Source organism: Pseudomonas sp. RW409, from assembly GCF_003184125.1.
Lineage (GTDB): Bacteria > Pseudomonadota > Gammaproteobacteria > Pseudomonadales > Pseudomonadaceae > Aquipseudomonas > Aquipseudomonas chlororaphis_I.
Window position 1 is genome coordinate 1 of sequence record NZ_QHHP01000033.1, and the last position, 21356, is coordinate 21356.

General features: G+C 62.3%; 11 protein-coding genes. 6 read left to right on the forward strand and 5 right to left on the reverse strand.

What is annotated here, in order from left to right:
- Positions 1-13056: hemagglutinin repeat-containing protein (locus DK261_RS13080; RefSeq protein ID WP_110175831.1), on the forward strand; the 13056-nt coding region annotated here is incomplete at its 5' end.
- Complete coding sequence (locus DK261_RS13085; RefSeq protein ID WP_016701976.1) at positions 13053-13382, forward strand: hypothetical protein; 330 nt, start codon at positions 13053-13055, stop codon at positions 13380-13382. The genes DK261_RS13080 and DK261_RS13085, both read left to right, overlap by 4 nt.
- Before the next feature lie 675 nt (positions 13383-14057).
- Here DK261_RS13085 and DK261_RS13090 read toward each other — a convergent pair.
- Entirely contained in the window at positions 14058-15218 is a 1161-nt protein-coding gene (locus DK261_RS13090) for an MFS transporter (RefSeq protein WP_009049892.1), read from the reverse strand.
- A 31-nt stretch (positions 15219-15249) separates the two neighbouring features.
- On the reverse strand, positions 15250-15510 hold the full coding sequence (locus DK261_RS13095; RefSeq protein ID WP_041989934.1) for a hypothetical protein: 261 nt from the start codon (positions 15508-15510) through the stop codon (positions 15250-15252).
- 233 nt (positions 15511-15743) lie between these two features.
- Between DK261_RS13095 and DK261_RS13100 the strand changes: the two genes are divergently transcribed.
- Positions 15744-16214, forward strand: a complete 471-nt coding sequence (locus DK261_RS13100) for an Lrp/AsnC family transcriptional regulator (RefSeq protein ID WP_110175832.1) — start codon at positions 15744-15746, stop codon at positions 16212-16214.
- A gap of 158 nt (positions 16215-16372) precedes the next feature.
- Here the strand turns inward: DK261_RS13100 and DK261_RS13105 are convergent, their stop codons facing one another.
- On the reverse strand, positions 16373-16795 hold the full coding sequence (locus tag DK261_RS13105; RefSeq protein ID WP_009049889.1) for a DoxX family protein: 423 nt from the start codon (positions 16793-16795) through the stop codon (positions 16373-16375).
- Between the two features lie 147 nt (positions 16796-16942).
- On the opposite strand from DK261_RS13105, the gene DK261_RS13110 reads away from it, so the two are divergent.
- Positions 16943-17863, forward strand: a complete 921-nt coding sequence (locus DK261_RS13110) for a LysR family transcriptional regulator (protein ID WP_110175987.1) — start codon at positions 16943-16945, stop codon at positions 17861-17863.
- Here DK261_RS13110 and DK261_RS13115 read toward each other — a convergent pair.
- Positions 17836-18762 carry a LysR family transcriptional regulator gene (locus tag DK261_RS13115; RefSeq protein WP_110175833.1) on the reverse strand — a complete coding sequence of 309 codons (927 nt, stop codon included), beginning with the start codon at positions 18760-18762 and terminating at the stop codon, positions 17836-17838. The two genes, DK261_RS13110 and DK261_RS13115, sit on opposite strands and share 28 nt — an antisense overlap.
- A gap of 98 nt (positions 18763-18860) precedes the next feature.
- On the opposite strand from DK261_RS13115, the gene DK261_RS13120 reads away from it, so the two are divergent.
- Positions 18861-19865 carry a cyclase family protein gene (locus tag DK261_RS13120; RefSeq protein WP_009049886.1) on the forward strand — a complete coding sequence of 335 codons (1005 nt, stop codon included), beginning with the start codon at positions 18861-18863 and terminating at the stop codon, positions 19863-19865.
- A gap of 333 nt (positions 19866-20198) precedes the next feature.
- Here the strand turns inward: DK261_RS13120 and DK261_RS13125 are convergent, their stop codons facing one another.
- The gene (locus tag DK261_RS13125; protein ID WP_009049885.1) at positions 20199-20450 is read right to left on the reverse strand and encodes a hypothetical protein; all 252 of its coding nucleotides are present in this window, start codon (positions 20448-20450) and stop codon (positions 20199-20201) included.
- 92 nt (positions 20451-20542) lie between these two features.
- Between DK261_RS13125 and DK261_RS13130 the strand changes: the two genes are divergently transcribed.
- Positions 20543-21328 (forward strand): helix-turn-helix domain-containing protein, encoded by a 786-nt coding sequence (locus DK261_RS13130; protein WP_103331407.1) that lies wholly within the window; start codon positions 20543-20545, stop codon positions 21326-21328.
- The last annotated feature ends 28 nt before the right edge of the window (positions 21329-21356 follow it).

A 21356-nucleotide genomic window follows, 5' to 3' on the forward strand; every position in this document is an offset into this window, starting at 1 on the left:
TATGGCATCAGCTGCAATGGCTGCGGCTTCATCAACACCCCGAAAGCCACCCTGACCACTGGCAAGCCGGTGATCGAAAACGGCCAGCTCAGCCGTTATCAGGTCGATCAGGGGCAGGTGACCATCGAGGGCGCGACGCTCAACGCCAGCAACGTCGACCGCTTCGAAATCATCACCCGCAGCGCCAAGATCAACGCCGAGATCCAGGCGAAAAACCTGAGCATCGTCACAGGGCGCAACGACGTCAACGCCCAGACACTGAACGCCACCGCCCGCGCCGACGACGGCAGCGCCAGGCCGGAACTGGCGATCGACTCTTCGGCCCTGGGCGGGATGTATGCCGGGGCGATCAAGCTGGTGGGAACTGAAGCGGGCGTGGGGGTAAAACTCGACGGCAAGCTGATCGCCAGTGGCGGCGATATCCAGCTCGATGCCAACGGTCACCTGAGCATGGTCCAGGCCTCGGCCAATACGGCGATCAAGGTCAAGGCGGCCAGTCTGGAGGCCCAAGGTCCGGTCCATGCCGGTAGCACGCTCGATGTGCGGACCCAGGGCGACCTGAATAACCGACAAAACCTGACTGCGCGCGACAGCATCAGCCTGAGCGCCGGCGGCCGCCTGAGCAACAGCGGCATCATCGAGGCCGGGGTCAATGCCGATAACAGTCGCAATGCCGGCGGTGATCTCACCGTCAATGCGCAGACCCTCAATAACAATGGCAACAGCCTGGTCGCCAGCCGCAATCTGACGGTGACCACGACGCAAGCCCTGAACAATCAGGGCGGCACCCTGAGTGCGAAACAAAGCGCGAACATCCGCGCGGGCACCCTGGATAACCAGAACAAGGGCCGAGTGCTGAGCAGCGGTAGCCTGAATCTCAATGCCAACCAGTTGCTCAATAGCCAGGGCGGGCTGGTGAGCAGCAATGGTGAACTGGTCGCCAACCTGGCCGGGCTGGGTAACGCGGGCGCTGAGATTTCCAGCCTCGCCGGGGTGACCTTGAATGTTGCCTCCCTGGATAACGTGGCCGGTCTGATCGCGGCCGGTAGCGCTCTGAATATCAATGCCAGCGGTGTCTTCAACAACCAGGGCGGTCGCTTGAGCGCTCAACAGGACCTGCAACTGGTAGCCGCCTCCCTGAACAACAGCCAACAAGGCTCGATCATCAGTCAGGGCGCCTTGGGCCTGACAACCCAGGGGGCACTGGACAATCATCAAGCGGGCAGGATCCAGAGCACCGGCAATGCGCTGATCAGCAGCGCCAGCCTGAACAACCAGGGCGGCAAACTGGCCGCTCGTGACATCAGCCTTCAAGTGGCGGACCTGGACAACCGCCAGGGGCAGGTGATCGGCGATGGGAGCCTGACGCTGAACAGTCAGGGCGCGATCAACAATGCCACCGGCTCGATGACTTCCAGCCAGTTGCTGAACGTGCAAGGCGCCAGCCTCGACAACACCCAGGGGACGCTGCTGAGCAGTGCCGGCCTGACGGCGAAGATTGCCGGGCAGTTGCTGAACCAGGCCGGTCTGTTGTCAGCGAATGCTTTGCTGACCCTCGACAGCGCCAGTCTCGACAACCAGCTCAAGGGACGGATCGTCAGCAAGGCCGACGCCAACCTGAATACGCTGGGTGTCCTGGATAACCGCGGCGGCAGTGTCAGCGCCGGCGGCGCCCTGGCGCTCAATGCCAACCGAGTGGATAACCGTCAGGGTGGTTCGCTGAGCGCTGCCCAGGGGGTGAGCCTGGGGATCGACAACCTCGACAACCAGGGCGGCAACGTCTCCAGCCAGGGTTACTTGAAGCTGACGGGGACGACGCTGAATAACAGCCATGACGGCAAACTGCTCGCCAATGGCGACATCGATCTGACCCTCGGCCAACTCGACAATCAACTCAACGGCCAGTTGTCCGGGCAGGCGGGTGTACAGGTCAAGGCTGCGCAGCTGAACAACGGCCAAGGTGGCAATCTCTACGCCAAAGGCAAGCTGGAGCTTGATCTGAGCGGGCAGTTGCTCAACGCCCAAGGCACGCTCAAGGGCGATGGCGCCATGCTGCTCAAGGCCGGCAGCCTGAACAACGACGCTGGCCAGCTCTCCAGCGTCAAGGGCTTGCAGCTCACCAGCCTGGGCACCCTGAGCAACCTGGGTGGCAGCCTGACCAGCGGCGACACCCTGGACCTGGTCAGCGGCCAACTGAACAACGGCGCCGCAGGCAGTATCTCCAGTGCCAAGGCCCTGACGGCAAGTGTCAGCGGCCTTGATCAACAAGGTGGCAAACTGTTTAGCAGCACCGGTCTGAGCCTCGACCTGAATAACGGTCAGCTCAATAACCAGGACGGTCTGATCAATGCCACTGGCCTGTTACTGCTGAAAAATCTCAAAGGGGTCAGCAACCAGGACGGTGAGATTTCCAGCGACCAGGGCTTCACGCTGGCCGCGCAAACGCTCGACAACACCGATGGCACGATTGGCAGCGAGCAGGCGCTGGTCTTGCGTGTCGAGCGCACCCTGAACAACCTCAGGGGGCTGGTGTCGGCCAATGGGCTCAAGGTTCATGCCGCCAGCATCGACAACACCGAAGGCACGATGGGCAGCGATTCGGACCTGAGCCTGAGCGTCGAGGAGGCGCTTACCAACCTCAACGGCACCTTGTCCAGCGCCGGCCTGTCGAGCCTTAAAGCGGCCAGTCTGAACAATACCGAAGGCCAGCTGACAGGGGATCTCGGGCTGAGCATCGATCTGAGCGGAGCACTGAATAACCAGGGCGGGATGCTCGGTTCCGGCAAGGCACTGACGCTGAATGCTGGCAGTCTCGACAACCGCGCTGAGGGCGTGTTGCTGGCGGTCGATGGTTCCCTGACGGGCACGGTCGTTGGCGCTTTCGATAACCGTGAACTGGGAAAAGTCAGAGCCGCCGGTGGCATCGAGTTGACCACCGGTAGCCTGGATAACCGTGGCGGTAGCCTGTCTGGCAAGGATCGGCTGACCCTGCGCAGCGACCTGGCGGATAACCGGGGAGGGCTGATCCAGGCCGATAAAGACCTGAAATTACTGGTCGGACAGCTGGATAACCGCGATAAGGGCGTGTTGAGCGGCAAGGCTGCCATTGACTATGAAGGCTCGCGGCTGGACAACAGTGGTGGCCTGCTCAGTGCGGTTGGTCCGGTGACGCTCAAGGCCCAGGACGTCACCAATACCAAAGGTCGGATTGCCAGTCAGGTCGACCTGACCGCTACTGTCGATACCCTGAACCAGCAGGGTGGTTCGTTGGTCGCAAAAGGCAGTCTGTTGCTGACGGGCAAGGCGCTTGATAACCGTAACGGCGGTCTGGTGGGCAGTACTAACGCACTGACCCTGAATGTCGATCAGGTCGATAACCGCGCCGGGGAAATCTCCAGTACCGAAAACAGCCTGAGCTACACCGGTCTGCGCCTGGACAACAGCGATGGCGGCAAGCTGCTGTCCGCAACCGACCTGCAGCTGACGGTCGCGCAGTTGATCAACCAGAGCAAGGGCCGACTGTTCGCCAAGGGCAGCGCAGGCCTGACGGGTACCCGGCTCGATAACAGCAGTGGCAGTTTTTCCGGCCTCAAGGGGCTGGACATTCGTCTCGATGGGGCTCTGCTCAATAACGCCGGGGTGCTCAGCAGCGAAGCGGGGTTGACCCTCAAGGTCGCCACTCTGGATAACACCCAAGGCAAGGTCGGCAGTGCCGGCGCCCTGTCGGTCACCAGCCTGGGTGCGTTGCTCAACCAGGGCGGCTCGGTCCTCGCCGACCAGGGGTTGACCCTGGCCAGTTCCAGTCTCGATAACAGTCAGAGCGGTGTGATCAACGGCAAGGGCGCGACCCATGTCACCACCGGCCTCTTGAACAACAGCCAGGGTGGCCACCTCACCAGCGACGATACGCTGGACCTCAGTGCAACCCAGGTCGACAACGGCGCCAGCGGCCGCATTGCCAGTGAAAAGGCCCTGACGGCCAACGTCACCGGCCTCGATCAACAAGGCGGCGAACTCTTCAGCAAAACCCAACTGAACCTGGACCTGAACCACGGTCGGCTCGACAACCGCAAGGGTCTGATCAATGGTCCCGTCCTGGTGCTCAACAACCTCAAGGACGTCGCCAACCAGAACGGCGAAATCTCCAGCGCCCAAGCCTTCATGCTCGCCGCGCAAGACCTCGACAACAGCGCTGGCAAGCTGCTGAGCAAGCAGGGCCTGACCTTGCGTATCGCTCAGGCCTTGAACAACCAGAACGGGTTGATTTCCGCGACATCCCTCAACAGCCGAAGCGCCAGCCTGGACAACAGCCATGGCCTGATCAGCAGCCGTGGCGAGGTCGACCTGGGCGTGACTCAAGCCTTCACCAATCAGAGCGGCACCCTGATCGGCGACGGGGCCGTGCTGCTGGCCGTCAACAGTCTCGACAACCGCGACGGTTCGGTCGCTGGCAAGGCCGACGTTACGGCCACCATCAACACCCTCGACAACCAGAACGGGCAATTCATCGCCAGCGGCGCCCTGGGCCTGACCGGCGCCGTACTCGACAACCGCCAGAGCGGCCTGGTCGGCGCTACAAAAGCGCTGAAACTCGAGGTGGGCAGTATCGACAACCGGGGTGGCGAGCTTTCCAGCAGCGCCGACATTGGCCTGACCGGCAAGCGCCTGGACAACAGCGACAGTGGCCAGATCATTGCGGCCATGGGCTTGACCATGACCCTGGATCAAGTGTTGAACCGCAATCAGGGCCTGATCAATGGCAAGGGCGGCCTGACCCTGGATGGCCAGACCCTGGACAACACGGCGGGTCAATTGCGCAGTGGGCAGGATGTGCGCTTGGGCCTGGGCGGCGACCTGACCAACAATCAGGGATTGATCAGCAGCGAAGGCCAACTCGACGTCACCAGCGCCAACCTGAGCAACACCGCTGGCAGCCTGTCGAGTGCCGGCGCGTTGAAGGTCAAGGCCAGCGCGGCGCTAGGCAACCAGGGTGGACAGCTGGTCAGTGACAGTAGCATCGAGCTGAGCAGCGCCAGTCTCGACAACCGTCAACAAGGCGTGATCAGCAGCAAAGGCTCGATGGGGGTGACCACCGGTGCTTTTGACAACAGCCAGAACGGTCGCCTGAACAGTGGCGACAGCCTGACCCTGACAGCGGGTCAGGTCACCAACCGCGACGGTGGCGTCATCGGCAGCACCAAGGCATTGACAGCCAACGTCACCGGCCTCGACCAGATGGGCGGCAAACTGTTCAGCAACACGAGCCTCACCCTGGACCTGAACCAAGGTCAGCTGAACAACCAGACGGGCCTGATCAATGCCCCGTCGCTGGAGCTGCGTAACCTCAAGGGCATTGACAACCAGGGCGGTGAAATCTCCAGTGCCCAGGCTTTCAGCCTCACCGCTGACAGCCTCGACAACAGCAACGGCAAACTTCTCAGCAACCAGGCCCTGACCCTGCGAGTCAACCAGGCCCTGACCAACCTCAAGGGCCAGATCGCCGCGGCTGCCCTCGATGTGCGGGCTGACAGCCTGGATAACGCTGAGGGTAGCGTTAGCAGCCGTAGCGATTTGACGCTGACTGTCGCGGGGCTGCTGAACAACCAGAATAAAGGCCTGATCAACGCGACACAGAACCTCACGCTCAGCAGTGCTGACCTGAATAACCAGGGCGGTACCCTGCTCGGTGGCGGTGCCGTGACCCTGAATGCGATGGCGCTGAACAACAGCGCCAACGGTCTGATCAACAGCCAGGGCAGTCTGGCCCTGACCGCCAGCAGCCTGAACTCCAGCAACGGCGGTGAGGTCTCGGCTAAAGGCGATATCACGCTGAACCTGGGGGCGCTGACCCAGAACGGCGGGCGCCTGCTGGGCGACAGTGGCGTGCGCCTCGACCTGGCCAACACGGACCTCGACAATCGCAATGGCCTGTTGATCGCCAAAGGTCCGCTGAGCATCAGTCGCCTGCGTGACCTGAACAATCAGAATGGGGAGATTTCCAGCAGCCAGAGCACTAACCTGGTTGGTCGCCTGCTGAACAATACCGGCGGCAAGCTGATCAGCAACAATCAACTGGGGCTGACCGGCGAGACCTTGCTCAACCAGGGCGGCCTGATCTCTGGCTGGCAGGGCCTGACAGTGAGTGGGGGCAGCCTCGACAACCGCAACAACGGCACGCTGTCCAGCCGCAGTGGCGACCTGAATGCAAACATCAGCGGTGCGTTGCTCAACAGCAGCGCCGGTGCACTGGTCAGCCAGAAAACGCTGAACGTCAATGCGGCCAGCCTGGATAACAGCGCCGGCATTCTGTCCAGCGGCGCCGGCCAGCAACTGACCGTTGGCGGCCTGCTGAACAATACCCAGGGTGGATCGATCGACAGCGGCGCCGCCCTGACGATGCAAGCCATGACCTTGAACAACGCCGGGACGATCAGCGCACAACAGGCCCTGGGTTTTACCGGCACGACCCTGGATAACACCGGCGGCAGCCTGGTCAGCAACGGCGCGGTGAATCTCGACCTGCTCGGCAGCCTGAGTAACACCAACGGCAAGCTCGCCAGTGGCGGGCCGCTGGTGATCAGCCGCAGCAGCCAGATCAACAACCAGGGCGGCCAACTGGTCAGCCAGGGGTTGATGAGCGTGCTCACTGGTGGCCTCGACAACCGCAATCGCGGCACCGTGGCGGCCAACGGCAATCTGCTCACCCAGGTATCGGGCGCCGTGCAAAACAATGGCGACGGCCTGATATACAGCCAGAACGGCACCTTGCAACTGAGCGCCGCAAGCCTGGGCAATGCCAAGGGCACCCTGCAAAGCCAGGGCGCGATGGACCTGGCCGTGACGGGGGATATCGACAACCAGAGCGGTCGTCTCCTGGCCCAGAACGGTGACCTCAAGGTCAGCGCCACCAACCTCGATAACCGCGGCGGTACCCTCGCCAGCCTCAAGGGCGCGCTGGAAGCCCGTATCGTCGGCGTGTTGAAAAACGGTTACGACCTGAACAATAACCGCCAGGGCGGCATCGCTCAGGCCCAGCGCCTGAACCTCAGCGTATTGGGCGGTATCGATAACTACGGCGGACGTATTTCCGCCCAGAACGGCGATGCACTGATCACCACCGCCAACTTCGACAACCGTAACGGCGGCCTGTATGCCAAAGGGCTGGTCAAAGTCAGCGGCAATAATTTCGATAACAGCGGTGACAACGACGGTCAGATCGCCGGTAACCGGATCGACCTCAGCCTCAATGGTCACTTGAACAACCGTATGGGCATCATCGAGAGCGACAGCACCCTCAGCGTGCGTGCCGCCAGTCTCGATAACCAGACCGGCCAGCTTCGGGCCCTGGGGGCCGGTGGCAAGACCGACTTCCAGATCGGCGGCTTGTTCGACAACCGCAACGGCAAACTGGAAAGCGCCAACAGTGACCTGACCGTGAATGCCGCGAGCTTCCAGAACCAGGGCGGCAGCTTGTTGCATGTGGGCAACGGCACCTTCGATATCTCCACGGCCAACGTCACCAATGCCGGTGGCAGCCTCGTCACCCGTGGCGGGCTGACGCTCGCTGCCGACAGCTGGACCAACAGCAGCGTGATCCAGGCCGGGCGCCTGACCGTCAACGTCAACAACCTGATCCAGACCGGCAGCGGGCAATTGCTGGCCACCACCAGCCTGGTGGGCAACGGCGGTAACTGGACCAACGATGGCCTGATTGCCAGCGACGGCACGGCCAGCCTGACGCTGGGCGGCAGTTATAGCGGTAATGGGCGCTACAGCAGCTTGGGCAGCCTGGGGCTGACGGCGGCTTCGATGAATCTGGGCAGTGCGGGTAGTGTGGCCGGTGGTGGGGACTCGACGATCCGAATCGGCGGACAACTGAGCAACGCCGGGCGGCTGACCTCCAATGCTGGTCTGACTGTCGAGGCCGGCAGCCTTGTTAACTCCGGGACCCTGGGGGCTGCGCAGAACCTCGATCTGAAAACCCCGTCGCTGCTCAATGATCACGGCCTGATTTTCAGCGGCGCGGATATGACGTTGGGCGTCGGCAATTTCACCAATCAGAACGGCGATCTGTACGGCCTCGGTAACGTGGCGATCGGTGGTTACGGAGGCGCCGCCCGGGCTGCGGGGATCTACAACGTCTCCGGTTCAATGGAGAGCGGGGGGGCATTCGCGCTTAACGCCGATGTGTTGCAGAACCGTACCGATGGCGCGGTGGCGTCGGGCAGTCGCAAGCTGGTATCGGGGTTTATCGCCAATATGTGCAATGACTGCAAAGGGAAGGTTTACACCTTCACGCTGGCGGCCCGTGAGGTCTACGAAAGTGTCGACACTGACACCAGTGCCTCGGCGCTACTGACAGCGGGCAGGGATTTCACTTTCCAGGGCGGTAGCTTTCTCAATAGCAAGAGCACGGTGAGCGCGGGCGGCAATATCAACATCACGGCCGGCAGCCTGCAGAACATCGGCGCGCAGAACGGGACCATCGAGCGCACGCGCCTGTACAAGGTCTACGACATGGGCTCGGGCGCTACCGGGCAGCTGTTCTCCGATGTCCTGACGCCTTACAACCAGCGCAACAACCCTGATTTCCCTTATGTGTATTACCTGGATCTGGACGACAACATCCACAAGGCCATACCCAAATCGGGTTATTACAGAGAGCCGGGGCGAGACGGTCAATCGTACAAGGTGGTGTCTCTCAAAGACGCCGATACGGGGGCAACCGTCGATACACGCAGCGCCTATAACATTGTATTTCCTGGCCTGAAATACGGCTTTGAGAACACGACGTTATCCCAGTACGACCCGAACAACCTGCTTGAACTGCCGAGCCAGTTCTCTCAGTTCACCAAGCTCAGCGACGTTGAAATCGCCAAAGACAGTAGTGGTGCCGTCAGTACCAGTGGCAGCCGCAATGCGGTGATCCAGGCCGGTGGCAATGTTTCGATCACCGCCACCCAGGATCTGCAGAACAGCGTCATCCACCAGGACTACAGCGCCGCCGGTGGTACGAACAAAGTCGCCGATACCAGGGCAAGCGGTACCGGCACCACTGTTGTCAGGCTCAACAGCCAGCTACCTCCGGACTTGGCACAGCAACAAGTCAACCCGCTGAGCCTGCCCGGCTTCACCTTGCCGACAGGGCAGAACGGCATGTTCCGCTTGAGTGGCCAAGGCGGCTCGGCCCAACAGGCGACCCAGGCCAACAGCGGGCCGCAAAGCTGGACCCTGGGCAGCGCCTCGGTCAGCAGCGCCCAGCGCCAACAGAACCTGCCGGATATCCAGGCGCGCAGTTTCCAGATCGATGATGTCGCCCAAGTGGCTTCCAGCGATCGGCAACTGACCCGGGTCACCCGTCAAGCCACCGACAGTAATCTGAGCGCCAGCGCGATCGATGTCAGCGCCCCTGCCGACAATAGCGGCACCCTGGTGTTGTCAGGTCATGAAGGCAATGCTGGCGCTATCACCCAGGTGGGAGCCGTGCATGTCGAGGGGGCCAGCCATAGCGCGGTCGCCACAGGGCCGGACCTGAGCGTGCCAACACTGCCGCTCAACCCGCGTGATCCGTTGACCAGCGTGACCTCGCCTGGTGTCGGGAACGTATCGACCGGCGCTGTCCCCGCGGTGGCCAATCCAGCAGTCGCCACTCCAGTGGCCAGCCAGGCCGTGGCCCGTGTCCAAGGCGTGCCGGACAGCTCGTTCAAGCCTAATCCGCAGAAGTACCTGATCGAAACCAACCCGGTACTCACCGACCTCAAGCAGTTCATGAGTTCGGATTACCTGCTGGCCGGCCTCGGTTACGACCCGGACATCAGCGCCAAGCGCCTGGGTGATGGCTTTTACGAACAGCGTCTGGTGCAACAAGCCATCACTGCGCGTACCGGCCAGGCATTTCTCGCTGGGCAGAACTCCAACGAGGCTCAGTTCAAGTACCTGATGAACAATGCCATCGCCAGCAAGGATCAACTCAACCTGTCGGTAGGCGTGACCCTCACGTCGCAACAGGTCGCGGCACTGACCCACGATATCGTCTGGCTCGAAGAGCACGAAGTGAACGGCGAGAAAGTGCTGGTGCCGGTGCTGTACATGGCCCAGGCCAACGATCGACTCGGCCCGACCGGTGCGCTGATTGCCGGTAATGACGTGAGCCTGATCGCTGGCCAGAACCTCGACAACGTCGGTACCTTGCGGGCCACCAACAACTTGTCGGCCACGGCAGGCAAGGACCTGGTCAACAGCGGGTTGATCCAGGCCGGCAATCGCCTGGACTTGCTGGCGGGCAACAACATCACCAACAAGGCGGGTGGCATCATCGCCGGTCGTGACGTGACGATGAACGCGATCAGCGGTGATGTGCTCAACGAGCGCAGTGTCACCTCGGTGGACAGCGTGGTACGGGGTTATTCGCACAAGGATTACGCAAACAGCGCCGCGCGTATCGAAGCCGCCAACGACATGGTCATTTCCGCCGGTCGTGACATCACCAATCCCGGCAGCGTTCTGCAAAGCGGCCGGGACATGAGCCTGAGTGCGGGGCGCGACGCCAATATCGTCTCCACCGAGCTCAACAGCAGCCTGGCGCTGGGCAAAAACCACTACAGCAGCGCTATCACCCAGATCGGCTCCGAGGTCAGCGCCGGTCGTGACCTGACGGTGAAGGCCGGTCGCGATATCAACGCCATCGCCAGCGAGATCGAAGCCAAACGCAATATCGCCATGGCGGCCACCGAGAACCTGACGCTGTCCTCGGCGGCGGACGAGCAGCACTCCTACGAAAAAACCAAGAAAGTCACCCGCCAGGAAGACCATGTCAGCCAGGTCGCCACGACCCTCAGCGCCGGTGGCGACGTGGACCTCAGCGCCGGCAAGGACATGGCGCTGATCTCCAGCCGTATCACCGCCGGCGATGAAGCCTATCTGGTGGCCGGCGACAACCTCGAACTGCTGGCGGCGCAAGACAGCGACTACTCGCTGTACGACAAGAAGAAAAAAGGCAGTTGGGGCAGCAAGCAGACCAAACGTGACGAAGTCACCAAGATCACCCACGTCGGCAGCGAGATCTCGACTGGAGGCGATCTGACGCTGGTCAGCGGCGGAGACCAGAAGTACCAGGCGGCGAAGCTGGAGAGTGGCAGCGACCTGACGCTGGCCAGCGGTGGGGAGATCACCTTCGAAGGGGTGAAGGACCTGCATCAGGAGAGTCATACGAAGAGCAGCAACAGCCTGTCGTGGAACAGTGCCAAGGGGAAAGGCAACACCGATGAAACCCTGCGACAGAGCGAGCTAGTGGCCCAGGGACAATTGGCGATCAAGGCAGTCGATGGCCTCAAGATCGATATCAAACACATTGACCAGAAGACGGTGAGCCAGACCATCGATGCGATGGTGCAGGCAGATCCACAGCTGGCATGGCTTAAAGACGCAGAAAAACGTGGTGATGTGGATTGGCGCCTGGTGAAGGAAACCCACGAGTCGTTCAAGTACAGCAACTCTGGTATGGGCGCCGGGGCAATGCTGGCGGTGATCATCATTGTTACGGTGCTGACGGCGGGGACTGCTACAGCTGCCACCGTCGGAGCTTCCGCAGGTGCCACGGCCTCCGGCGCGGCTGCCGCGGCTGGTGCATCAGCTACGACCGCTGCTTCTGTGGCAGCTGCCGCCTCGGCTGCAGCGAGCGCCAGCTTCTCGGCCGCCGTTGCGCAGACGGCGGCCAGCGCAATCAATAACAAAGGCAACCTAGGCGCTACTTTCAAGGATGCGGTCTCGTCGGACAGCCTCAAAGGGTATGTGTTGGCAGGTGTGACGGCGGGCATTGCCTCCCAGTTTGGCTTTAACCCCACCGAGTTGAAACTTGACCTGGCCAGCGCTCAAAGCGTGGCCATCAAGGTAGCTGCTGACTCGGTGGCCAAGACCGCGATCATGGGCGGCAGTTTGAAGGACAACTTGGTCGAGTCTGCGGTGGGGACGGGGATCAGCATCGGTGGGGCGATAGGGGCCAACAAGATTGGAGATGTCACGCTCTTTGACAACGGTAAGTTGACGAAAGTGGCCATGCACGCCGCGCTCGGTGGACTGATGGCCGAAGCGATGGGCGGGGACTTCCGTACTGGAGCCCTGGCCGCAGGCGCGAACGAAGCCGTAGTGGATTTTCTGGCTGACAAATTGTTGCCGGTCGGAGTCGACAAAAACAGTCTCGAGTACCAGCAAGGGGTCAGTAAGATGCTGGCGGCATCTCAACTGATCGGCGTGTTGACGGCGGCTGTTACGGGAGGCGATGCATCCGTCGCAGCTGCAGTAACAGCGAACGCAACGCAATATAACAATCTGAACCACAGCGATTCACGTGATTTCGTTGAGAGCATGAACAGTTGTAAAGGCGATGAAAGTTGCCAAATAAAAGCTTGGAAAGACCGAGGTTTCGGAGAGCTGAGTGACGAGCTTTTTGAGCAGGCGCTACAGACAGGTGGTGCTGTCTATGCCAAAGACCAGATGGGGCAGATCGCAGCAGGTCTGACAGTTCTTGATAAACTGAGCTGTTCGACCCAAGCCTGTGAAAACTATAAGTTCTTGCTGACTGATCGCGCCCTCAAAAGCATGGTCAAACTTGGTGATGTGGTCGGGCAGTGGGAACCAGTATTAGGTGCGATTGCAGGTATGGCGGGTGGCATAGCTGGTATGCGTGGGCCACGGCCTGCCGGGGCTGAGCCAGTAATTGGGTCTGCTCAGGTCAACAAGGCATATGCTTATTGGGCTCGACGAAAAGAAGGGCCTGTGCTTCCGGATGAGGCATGGCATAAAAATGTTCCAAGACAAACCACGCCAGGGACGAAAGCAGTCACTCAAGAGAAGTACAACCCTAAGACAGGAAAACTGGAAAACTCTATTATTGAATATGATGAGTATGGTCGTATGTCTAAAAGAACAGACTATTCGAACCATGGGTACGGAGATCCATCGAAACCTAATGAGTATCATTCTGATCCTCATACGCATATATATGAATATGGGCCAGGTTTTGGTGAAAAGGGTAGAGGGACGAGGGTGAATAGATGATTGGTAAAGATGAGCTTAACGAGCTGCTTATAGGGCATAACTGTGTGGAGTCTATGTGTATTGAGTCTGAAGATGGTATTGTAAAATATAATCTTCTGTTAACTCTGGCTGAGTCGGAAAGCTACGATTCAAAAAAAATTAAGGTTTGCTTTTACGATGTTAGCTCATTGAGTGTTAAAGAGTTTGGTGGGGGGTTAACGCAGTTTATGCATTTGAAAATTTCGAAAACTAACTCGGGGTTTGATAGGGCGAGGTACGAATTAAGTGAAATGGAAGATGAAAAAATATATTGCTTGTTTTTTGGGTTTGCTTTAATCGATGAGTAAGTGTTTGGGGCTTAGTGGAGGGGTCGGCTCTTGCTGTGGATGATCAAGCAGATAGAGGTATTAATTGGGAAGCTGTAGATACGCAGGATATTTTGCTGGGTTAGTTGGTGCAAAAGGAACAGCGTCTTCAAAGACGGCAGTTCAAGAGTAAATAGCCCCGGCACTGCCGGGGCTATTTGCTTCTCTCGCTGTCATCTCCCTAGTCTGCAGAATATTGCCAATGGGATGTCAAAGGAAAATCCTGCGTTGAATACCTGGACAGGTCAGCCTCGCTCCTACAGAAGCGAGGTTTGCCCGCGATTTTTTATGCCCGGCGCAAATCCCTGTAGCCGCTGCCGCAGGCTGCGAAAAGGCCCGCAGGGCCTTCCTGCGATCTCGAAAACACAACAGGGTGCCTGGGCGTGCAGCGTTGGCTGGACGGGCGTATCGCGGGCAATCGAGCGTCGACCGGCCGCTCCTACAGAAGCGAGGTTTGCCCGCGATTTTTTATGCCTGGCGCAAATCCCTGTAGCCGCTGCCGCAGGCTGCGTAAAGGCCCGCAGGGCCTTCCTGCGATCTCGAAAACACAACAGGGTGCCTGGGCGTGCAGCGTTGGCTGGACGAGCGTATCGCGGGCAAGCCTCGCTCCTACAAGGGACGTGTGTCTGTAGGAGCGAGGCTTGCCCGCGAAAGGGTTCAAACCTTCAACACTTTCCCGCTGGCCGCCACACCAATCAGCATCACCGCGATCAGTCCGAAGGCGATGCTCAGGCTGCTGCCGTGGGCGATAAAGCCGATCAGCGCCGGGCCGGCGAGGATGCCGGCGTAACCCAGGGTGGTGATGGCCGGCACGGCGATGGCTTCGGGCATCACGGTCTGTTTGCCCACCGCGGTGTACAGCACCGGCACGATGTTCGAGCAGCCGACCCCCACCAGCGCATAGCCCACCAGCGCCGCTTCCCAGGCCGGTGCCAGGGTCGCCAGCAGCAGGCCCGCGGCGGCCACCGAACCACCCATGACGATCACTCGCCTGGCCCCCAGCTTGTGCACGATGGCATCGCCAGTCAGGCGGCCGACGGTCATGGTCAGGGCGAAGGCCGCGTAACCCAGGCCGGCATAGGCGGCATCCACCTGGCGCTCGGCGCTGAGGAACACCGCGCTCCAGTCCAGCACCGCGCCTTCGGCGAGGAACACCACGAAGCACAGGCAGCCAATGAACAGCACCACACCGTGGGGCACGGCAAAGGCCGGGCCCGAACTCTGGCTGCCGTACGGCAACATGTGTGGTGCCGCCTTGAGCAGGGCGACGACCAGCAAGGCCACCACCACCAGGGTCGCACCCAGCGGCGACAGGCCCAGGCCGAGCATGGCGCTGACCCCGGCCGCGCCGACGATGCCGCCGAGGCTGAACAGACCATGGAAGCCCGACATCATCGGCCGGCCGCTGGCCCGTTCGACGATCACCGCCTGCAGGTTCACCGTGGAATCCACCGTGCCCAGCCCGGCGCCGAACATGAACAGCCCGGCGATCAGCAGCGGCACCGTGCTCACCGTGGCCAGCAGCGGCAGGGCCAGGCAGATCAGCAGGCTGCCGGCGGCCATCACCCGCCGGCAACCGAAGCGCCCGGCAAGCACCCCGGCGATCGGCATCGCCAGGATCGAGCCGACCCCCAGGCACAGCAGCAACAGGCCCAATGTGCCTTCATCGAGCCCGGCCCGGGCCTTGGCGTAGGGCACCAGCGGCGCCCAGGCGGCGATGCCGAAACCGGCGATGAAAAACGCGATGCGGGTGGCCATCTGTTCCAGGCGGCCGGGGCTGATCTGTTGCTGCGAGGTGTGGGTGTTGAGGGCTGTCATAAAAATCCTTGGCGGTCACCCCCGGCGCCTGTCAGCCAATGGACGCTTGGCGCCATTGCTGCTGTCGCTGGAGGACCGAGTCTGCCGTTTCACCGACCAGTTGTTGATACACCGCCGGCGACGTGGCGCCTTCGGTGTGGATAAGCAGGACGCGCGAACGGGCGTCGAGGTGCGCGACTTTGCGCCGCGCGCCATCCTTGCACATCAGGCCCGGTCCCGCGAGGCCCGCGGCGCCGGATTCGCCGGCCGGCAGGGGAATGTCCCGGGCGCTGCCGGTGGCCAGCTGGCGCATGGCGCCGGCGGCGAGCGCGTCGGGGAGTGTGACCAGGCAATCGTTCGAAGGTTGCAGGAAGCGTCAGGCCGGGCCCGCCATCGTCGAGTCCAGCGTGCCACTGGCCTGGCCCCAAATAATATTGCGTGGCTGGCGAATTTGTTTCGCATAATCGCCAGCCTTTGCACAATTTCATTTCATGATTGTCCGCCACCGATTGCCCACCACTGATAGCCCGCCCATGGATTGCCCGCATGACCATCAGCCTGGATGCCTACGACCTGAAACTGCTCGCCGAACTGCAACGCGATGCGCGCACCCCGCAAAGCGAGCTGGGGTTGCGAGTGAACCTGTCCACCGCGGCGGTCAACCGGCGTCTCAAGCGCCTGAGCGATGAAGGGGTGATCGAGCGCTACAGCGCGGTCATCGCCCCCGAGGCGTTGGGCTATGAGCTGAGCATCATTGTCGAGGTGGAGGTGGAGAGCGAACGCATCGATCAGCTCGATGCGCTCAAGCGCAGCTTCCAGGCCTGCCCGCAGGTGCAGCAGTGCTACTACGTGGCGGGCGAGTGCGATTTCGTGCTGATCTTCACCGTGCGCAACATGGCCCAGTACAACGAACTGACCCGCGAGCTGTTCTTCGAGAACAACAACGTCAAGCGCTTCAAGACCCTGGTAGCCATGAGCCGGGTCAAGGTCGGGCTGGATGTGCCGACCCAGCCTTGATGAGTGACTGACCCCGGTTTGTCGAAAACAAACGTTCTTCTGTAGGAGCGAGCGGGCGGCGATCCGACTTGCTCCTACAGAAGCCAGGGGTCTCTGGCTTGCTGGTAAAAACGACAACGCGGCACCCTTGGGCGCCGCGTTGTCGTGGGGCAGGCCGATCAACCCTGGCGGCGGGCATCCAGGCTGAAGCGACCGGCGCCGAAGGCCACCACTTGCAGCAGGCCGCCGGCCATGGCGATGTTCTTGAAGAAGTGGATGAACTGGTTCTGGTCGCCCAGGTTGTTGTGGAAGGCCAGGGCGGTGGCCACGCTGAACACGGCCAGGCCCAGGGCTACCAGGCGGGTGCGGTAGCCGGCGATCAGCAACAGGCCGCCACCCAGTTCCACGGCGATGGCGATGCCCAGGGCCAGTTGCGGGAAGGGCAGTCCGACCGATTGGATGTAACCGACCATGGCGGCCGGCGCGGCGATTTTCGAGAAGCCGGACAGGATGAAGATGGCGCTGAGCAGGACGCGCCCGATCAAGCTGATGCTGGCGTTGGTGTTCGAGGTGGCGGACAGGCTGTTGGTCAGTGTGGACATGCTGGATTCTCTCAGTGGGTTCGGCCTCACCACCTTGGTGGGCCGCGATGGAGAGAAGTTTGCCACTGGCTTTATGAACGCAATAGCCGAATAATTTCGAGTATCATGTTCTATTTTTTAGAACACAGCCTTTGCGAGAACAGCACCATGTCCAGCAACCCCGGCACGCCCACCCTCGATCAATTGCGCATCTTCCTGACCATCGTCGAAGTCGGCAGCTTTGCCGGGGCGGCGCGCAAGCTGCATCGCGCCACCTCGGTGATCAGCTATTCCATGGCCAACCTGGAGCTGCAACTGGGGGTCAGCCTGTTCGACCGCAAGACCACCCGCAAACCCCAGCTCACCGAGGCCGGGCGCACGGTGCTGGCCGAGGCGCGGAGCATCTACAACGGCATCGACGGCCTGCGGGCCAAGGTCAAGGGGCTGTTGCAGGGGCTGGAGGCGGAGGTCCACCTGGTGATCGACGTGATGTTCCCGGCGGCGCGCATCGTCGATGCACTGAAAAACTTCCGCCGCGAGTTCCCCACGGTGCAGTTGCACCTGCATATGGAGGCCCTGGGCGCGGTGGCCGAGATGGTGCTGGCGGGGCGCGCCACGGTGGGCGTCAGCGGCATGGTGCACCGCGATCTGGCCGGTATCGAGCGGGTGCAGGTGGGGTTCGTCCAACTGATTCCGGTGGCGGCTCCGGAGCATCCGTTGGCGCAGGCGTCGGTCAACCTGCCGGGGGCCGGCCGCGAGCATGTGCAGCTGGTGCTGTCGGACCGTTCCGAGCTGACGCGCAACCAGGACTTCGGCGTGGTCGGCACCCGCAGCTGGCGCCTGGCGGACCTGGGCTCCAAGCACATGCTGCTGCGCGAAGGCATCGGCTGGGGAAACATGCCGGCGCCGATGGTCGAGGAAGACCTGGCCAGCGGGCGCCTGGTGCAACTCAATCTGCCGGGGAACCAGGGCCTGCCTTACGGCTTCGACGCCATCTACCGCCTCGACACGCCACCGGGGCCGGCGGCGTCCTGGCTGATCGATTGGCTGGCGGCCCAGGTTCAGTCCGCCGGCTCGGGCGCGGCCTGATCGGCCTCCTGGAGTGGGCCGAAGGCCTGGGCCAGGAAGTCGACGAAGAAGCGGATCTTCTGCGACACATGGCGGTTGCTGGCATACACCGCATAGATGGTCCGGCGCGGCATGGAATGACTGGGCAGGACTCGCTGCAACTGGCCGCTGTCGAGTAGCGGCTGGGCGATGAACGAGGGCAGGGCGCCAATGCCCAGCCCGGCCTGGAGCATGTCGCTGAGCATCAGGCTGTTGTCCACGGCAAAACGCACCGGCAGTTCCAGGCGACTGCTGCCTTGCGGGCCTTCCAGCTGCCAGTGGCCGGGGTGCTCGGCCAGGCGATAGGCCAGGCAGCTGTGGTCGCGTAGTTCATCGACGGTCTGCGGGCTGCCATTGGCCTGCAGGTAGGCCGGGGCGGCGCAGATCACCTGCTCGATTTCCCCCAGGCGCCGGGCGATCAGTGACGAGTCGGTCAACTGCCGGCGAATCCGCAGCGACACGTCGAAACCTTCGCTCACCACATCCAGCAGGCGGTCGTCGAGGGTCAGGTCGATGCGAAATTGCGGATAGCGCCGCATGAAGTCGGCGAGGATCGGCGACAGCACCTTGAGGCCGAACGACAGCGGCGCGTTGACCCGCAGGCGGCCGCCGGGCTCGCGGGTGCCGGCGCGGGTCGCGCATTCCAGGGCTGCCAGTTCGTCGAGCAGGTGGCAGCACTCGCTGAAGTAGGCCTGGCCGGCGTCCGACAGGCTCATGCGGCGGGTGGTGCGCAGCAGCAACAGGCTGCCCAGGTGTTCTTCCAGCTGGCGCACCTGCTTGCTGACGGCGGCGGTGGATTGCCCCAGGTCGTTGGCCGCCAGGCTGAAGCTGGCGCGCTCCACCACTCGGCGAAAGGTGCGCATGGCTGCCAGCACATCCATATTGTTTCTCCTGGGTTGAATATGTCTTAACGAAACGGCTGATTATCGCCCAATTGTTAATCCATACCATGGACACTTCATTTCACAGGAGTGTCGTCATGACTGTTTCCCGTTTGTTGCGTGTCATCCCCGGCCTGGCCGCCTTGTCATTGTTCAGCGCCCTGTTCAGTGCACAGTGCAGCGCCGCGCCCCAGGCCGAGGTCGGCGTCAGCCCCTGGGGGCCGAAGGATGAGATCGGTCGCCTGAACCTGATCACCGAGCAGTCGCGGGCGGCGATCATGGCCCGGGTCAGCGGCAGCCAGGCCTACGACCTGGCGGTCGAATATTACGTCGGCATGCCCAGCTGGCAGGCGGCGGGCGATCCGCCTTACCAGATGTGGATGACCCACACCCCGCACGGCAATGTGATCGCCGACCCGATGCAGGTCGGCGAGCCGATGAACCGGCATGTCAGCTATACCGGCTCGGCGGTGTCGATGTACGCCCATATGGGCACCCATATCGATGCGCTCAACCACTTCGGCCTGGACGGCAAGATCTGGAACGGCTTTCGCGCCGACCAGCACCTGGGCGACCGTGGCTGGAACGTTACCGGTGCGGAAAAACTGCCGCCGATCGTCGCCCGTGGGGTGCTGATCGATGTCGCCGCGGCCAAGGGCGTGGACATGCTGGCGGACAATTACCGGGTGACCCGCGCCGACCTGCAACAGGCGCTGAAGGCGCAGAAGGTCAGCCTGGAAAAGGGCGACGTGGTGCTGATCCGCACCGGGCGCATGCGTGACTATGAAAAGGCCCAGGCCTATATGGCCAACCCGCCGGGCATGAGCCTGGACGCGGCGAAGTTCCTGGTGGAAGAGGGCGGCGCCATGGTGGTGGGCGCCGATAACCTGAGTTTCGAGACCTTCCCGTCGGAGGTGGAAGGCAACTACCTGCCGTTGCACACCTACCTGCTGGCGATGCAGGGTGCGCCGATCCTGGAGCTGGTCAACCTCGAAGGCCTGTCGCGGGACCGGGTGTACCAGTTCGCCTTTATCGGTGCGTCGTTGAAGTTCCGCGGCGCCGATGCCGCACCGATTCGGCCGATTGCCTTGCCGATTCGCTAGGCGCTTACCGCGTGACCTGTAGCCGCTGCCGCAGGATTCCGGCCGGGCCCGATGTTTGTGTAGCCGCTGCCGCAGGCTTCGATCGAGCGGTACGCTCGTAGGGATCTTGCGGGCGCTGGAGACCCTGCGGGTCTATCGCAGCCTCGCGGGGCTCGGCAGCGGCTACAGGGAACGGGGACACCCCTCGATATTCCGGCCGGGCCCGATGTTTGTGTAGCCGCTGCCGCAGGCTGCGATCGAGCGGCACGCTCGTGGGGATCTTGCGGGCGCCGAGACCCTGCGGGTCTATCGCAGCCTCGCGGGCTCGGCAGCGGCTACAGGGGGCTGTCGGCGTTAGTCTTGCTCGCATAACGCTCGCAGGGCCGGGTCGCGTAATTGCATCAGCTCGAACAGCCCCAGGGCCCGGAGCGCGGGCAGGGCGGCCAGCAGATCTTCCTCGGCTATGCGCCGCTGTTCTGCCAAGGTGCCCGGATCGGTCCACAGCCGGGCATTGATCAGGAAGGCCCCCACCGTGCCCTTGCGCACCCGGGTGCCGTTGAAATCGCCATGGTTGAGTTGATCGGGTAACAGGTCTTCGGCGCGCATGGAGCAATCCTCGTGTGAATGAGCGCTCAGTCTGCGGCCTGGGGATTGGCTAAACTGCCTGGTTCTTGCCGTTGAATGACGTGAAACAGCCAATGTCCCAACCTTTGGTTTCCCCCTTGCTCGCTCAAGCCCAGGGCGGCCCGCTGCTGTTCGCGGCGTGGCAGCACAACCCGATCGAACGGCAGACCGCCGCCCACAGCCATGCCCGCGGCCAACTGCTCGGCGCCCGCCGCGGCCTGCTGTCGGTGACGGCGGCCGACAGCCAGTGGGTGGTGCCGGCGACCCATGCGGTGTGGGTGCCGCCCCGCTGCGAACACGCCTTGCGTTCCCATGGCCCGTTCGACGGCTGGAGTGTCTATATCGAGCCTGACGCCTGCCACGAACTGCCGGCGCAACCACGGATCATTGCCACCTCCGGGCTGTTGCGGGAGGCGGTGATGCGCGCGGCGAGCTGGCCACAAGGCGCGCTGGATGAGCCGCAATCGCGCATCGCCCGGGTGATCCTCGATGAGCTGGGCAGCCTGCCGGTGGAACCCTTCGGCTTGCCATTGCCTGTGGACCCGCGATTGCGGCGGATCTGCCAGGCGCTGGCCGATGACCTGGCGGACAACCGCGGCCTGGAAGCCTGGGCCCGGTGGGCGGGGATCTCGCCGCGAACCCTGGCCCGGCGGTTTGTCGGCGAGACTGGCTTTGCCTTCAGCCAGTGGCGACAACGGGCGCGCTTGCTGCGGGCCCTGGAGCGCCTGGCGGCGGGCGACGCGGTAACCCGGGTGGCGCTGGACCTGGGCTATGACAATGTCAGCGCCTTTATCGCCATGTTCCGCCGTCAGTTCGGGGTGACGCCGGGGCGCTACTTCGCCCGGCACGAAAACGGCTGAGCACCGTGACCCCGGAAGGCGTGAGCCG

Bases quoted from the DNA above. Each gene is read 5' to 3' on its own strand.
- DK261_RS13085 (WP_016701976.1), top strand. From the start codon at position 13,053: ATGATTGGTAAAGATGAGCTTAACGAGCTGCTTATAGGGCATAACTGT.
- DK261_RS13090 (WP_009049892.1), bottom strand. From the start codon at position 15,218: ATGACAGCCCTCAACACCCACACCTCGCAGCAACAGATCAGCCCCGGC.
- DK261_RS13095 (WP_041989934.1), bottom strand. From the start codon at position 15,510: ATGCGCCAGCTGGCCACCGGCAGCGCCCGGGACATTCCCCTGCCGGCC.
- DK261_RS13100 (WP_110175832.1), top strand. From the start codon at position 15,744: ATGACCATCAGCCTGGATGCCTACGACCTGAAACTGCTCGCCGAACTG.
- DK261_RS13105 (WP_009049889.1), bottom strand. From the start codon at position 16,795: ATGTCCACACTGACCAACAGCCTGTCCGCCACCTCGAACACCAACGCC.
- DK261_RS13110 (WP_110175987.1), top strand. From the start codon at position 16,943: ATGTCCAGCAACCCCGGCACGCCCACCCTCGATCAATTGCGCATCTTC.
- DK261_RS13115 (WP_110175833.1), bottom strand. From the start codon at position 18,762: ATGGATGTGCTGGCAGCCATGCGCACCTTTCGCCGAGTGGTGGAGCGC.
- DK261_RS13120 (WP_009049886.1), top strand. From the start codon at position 18,861: ATGACTGTTTCCCGTTTGTTGCGTGTCATCCCCGGCCTGGCCGCCTTG.
- DK261_RS13125 (WP_009049885.1), bottom strand. From the start codon at position 20,450: ATGCGCGCCGAAGACCTGTTACCCGATCAACTCAACCATGGCGATTTC.
- DK261_RS13130 (WP_103331407.1), top strand. From the start codon at position 20,543: ATGTCCCAACCTTTGGTTTCCCCCTTGCTCGCTCAAGCCCAGGGCGGC.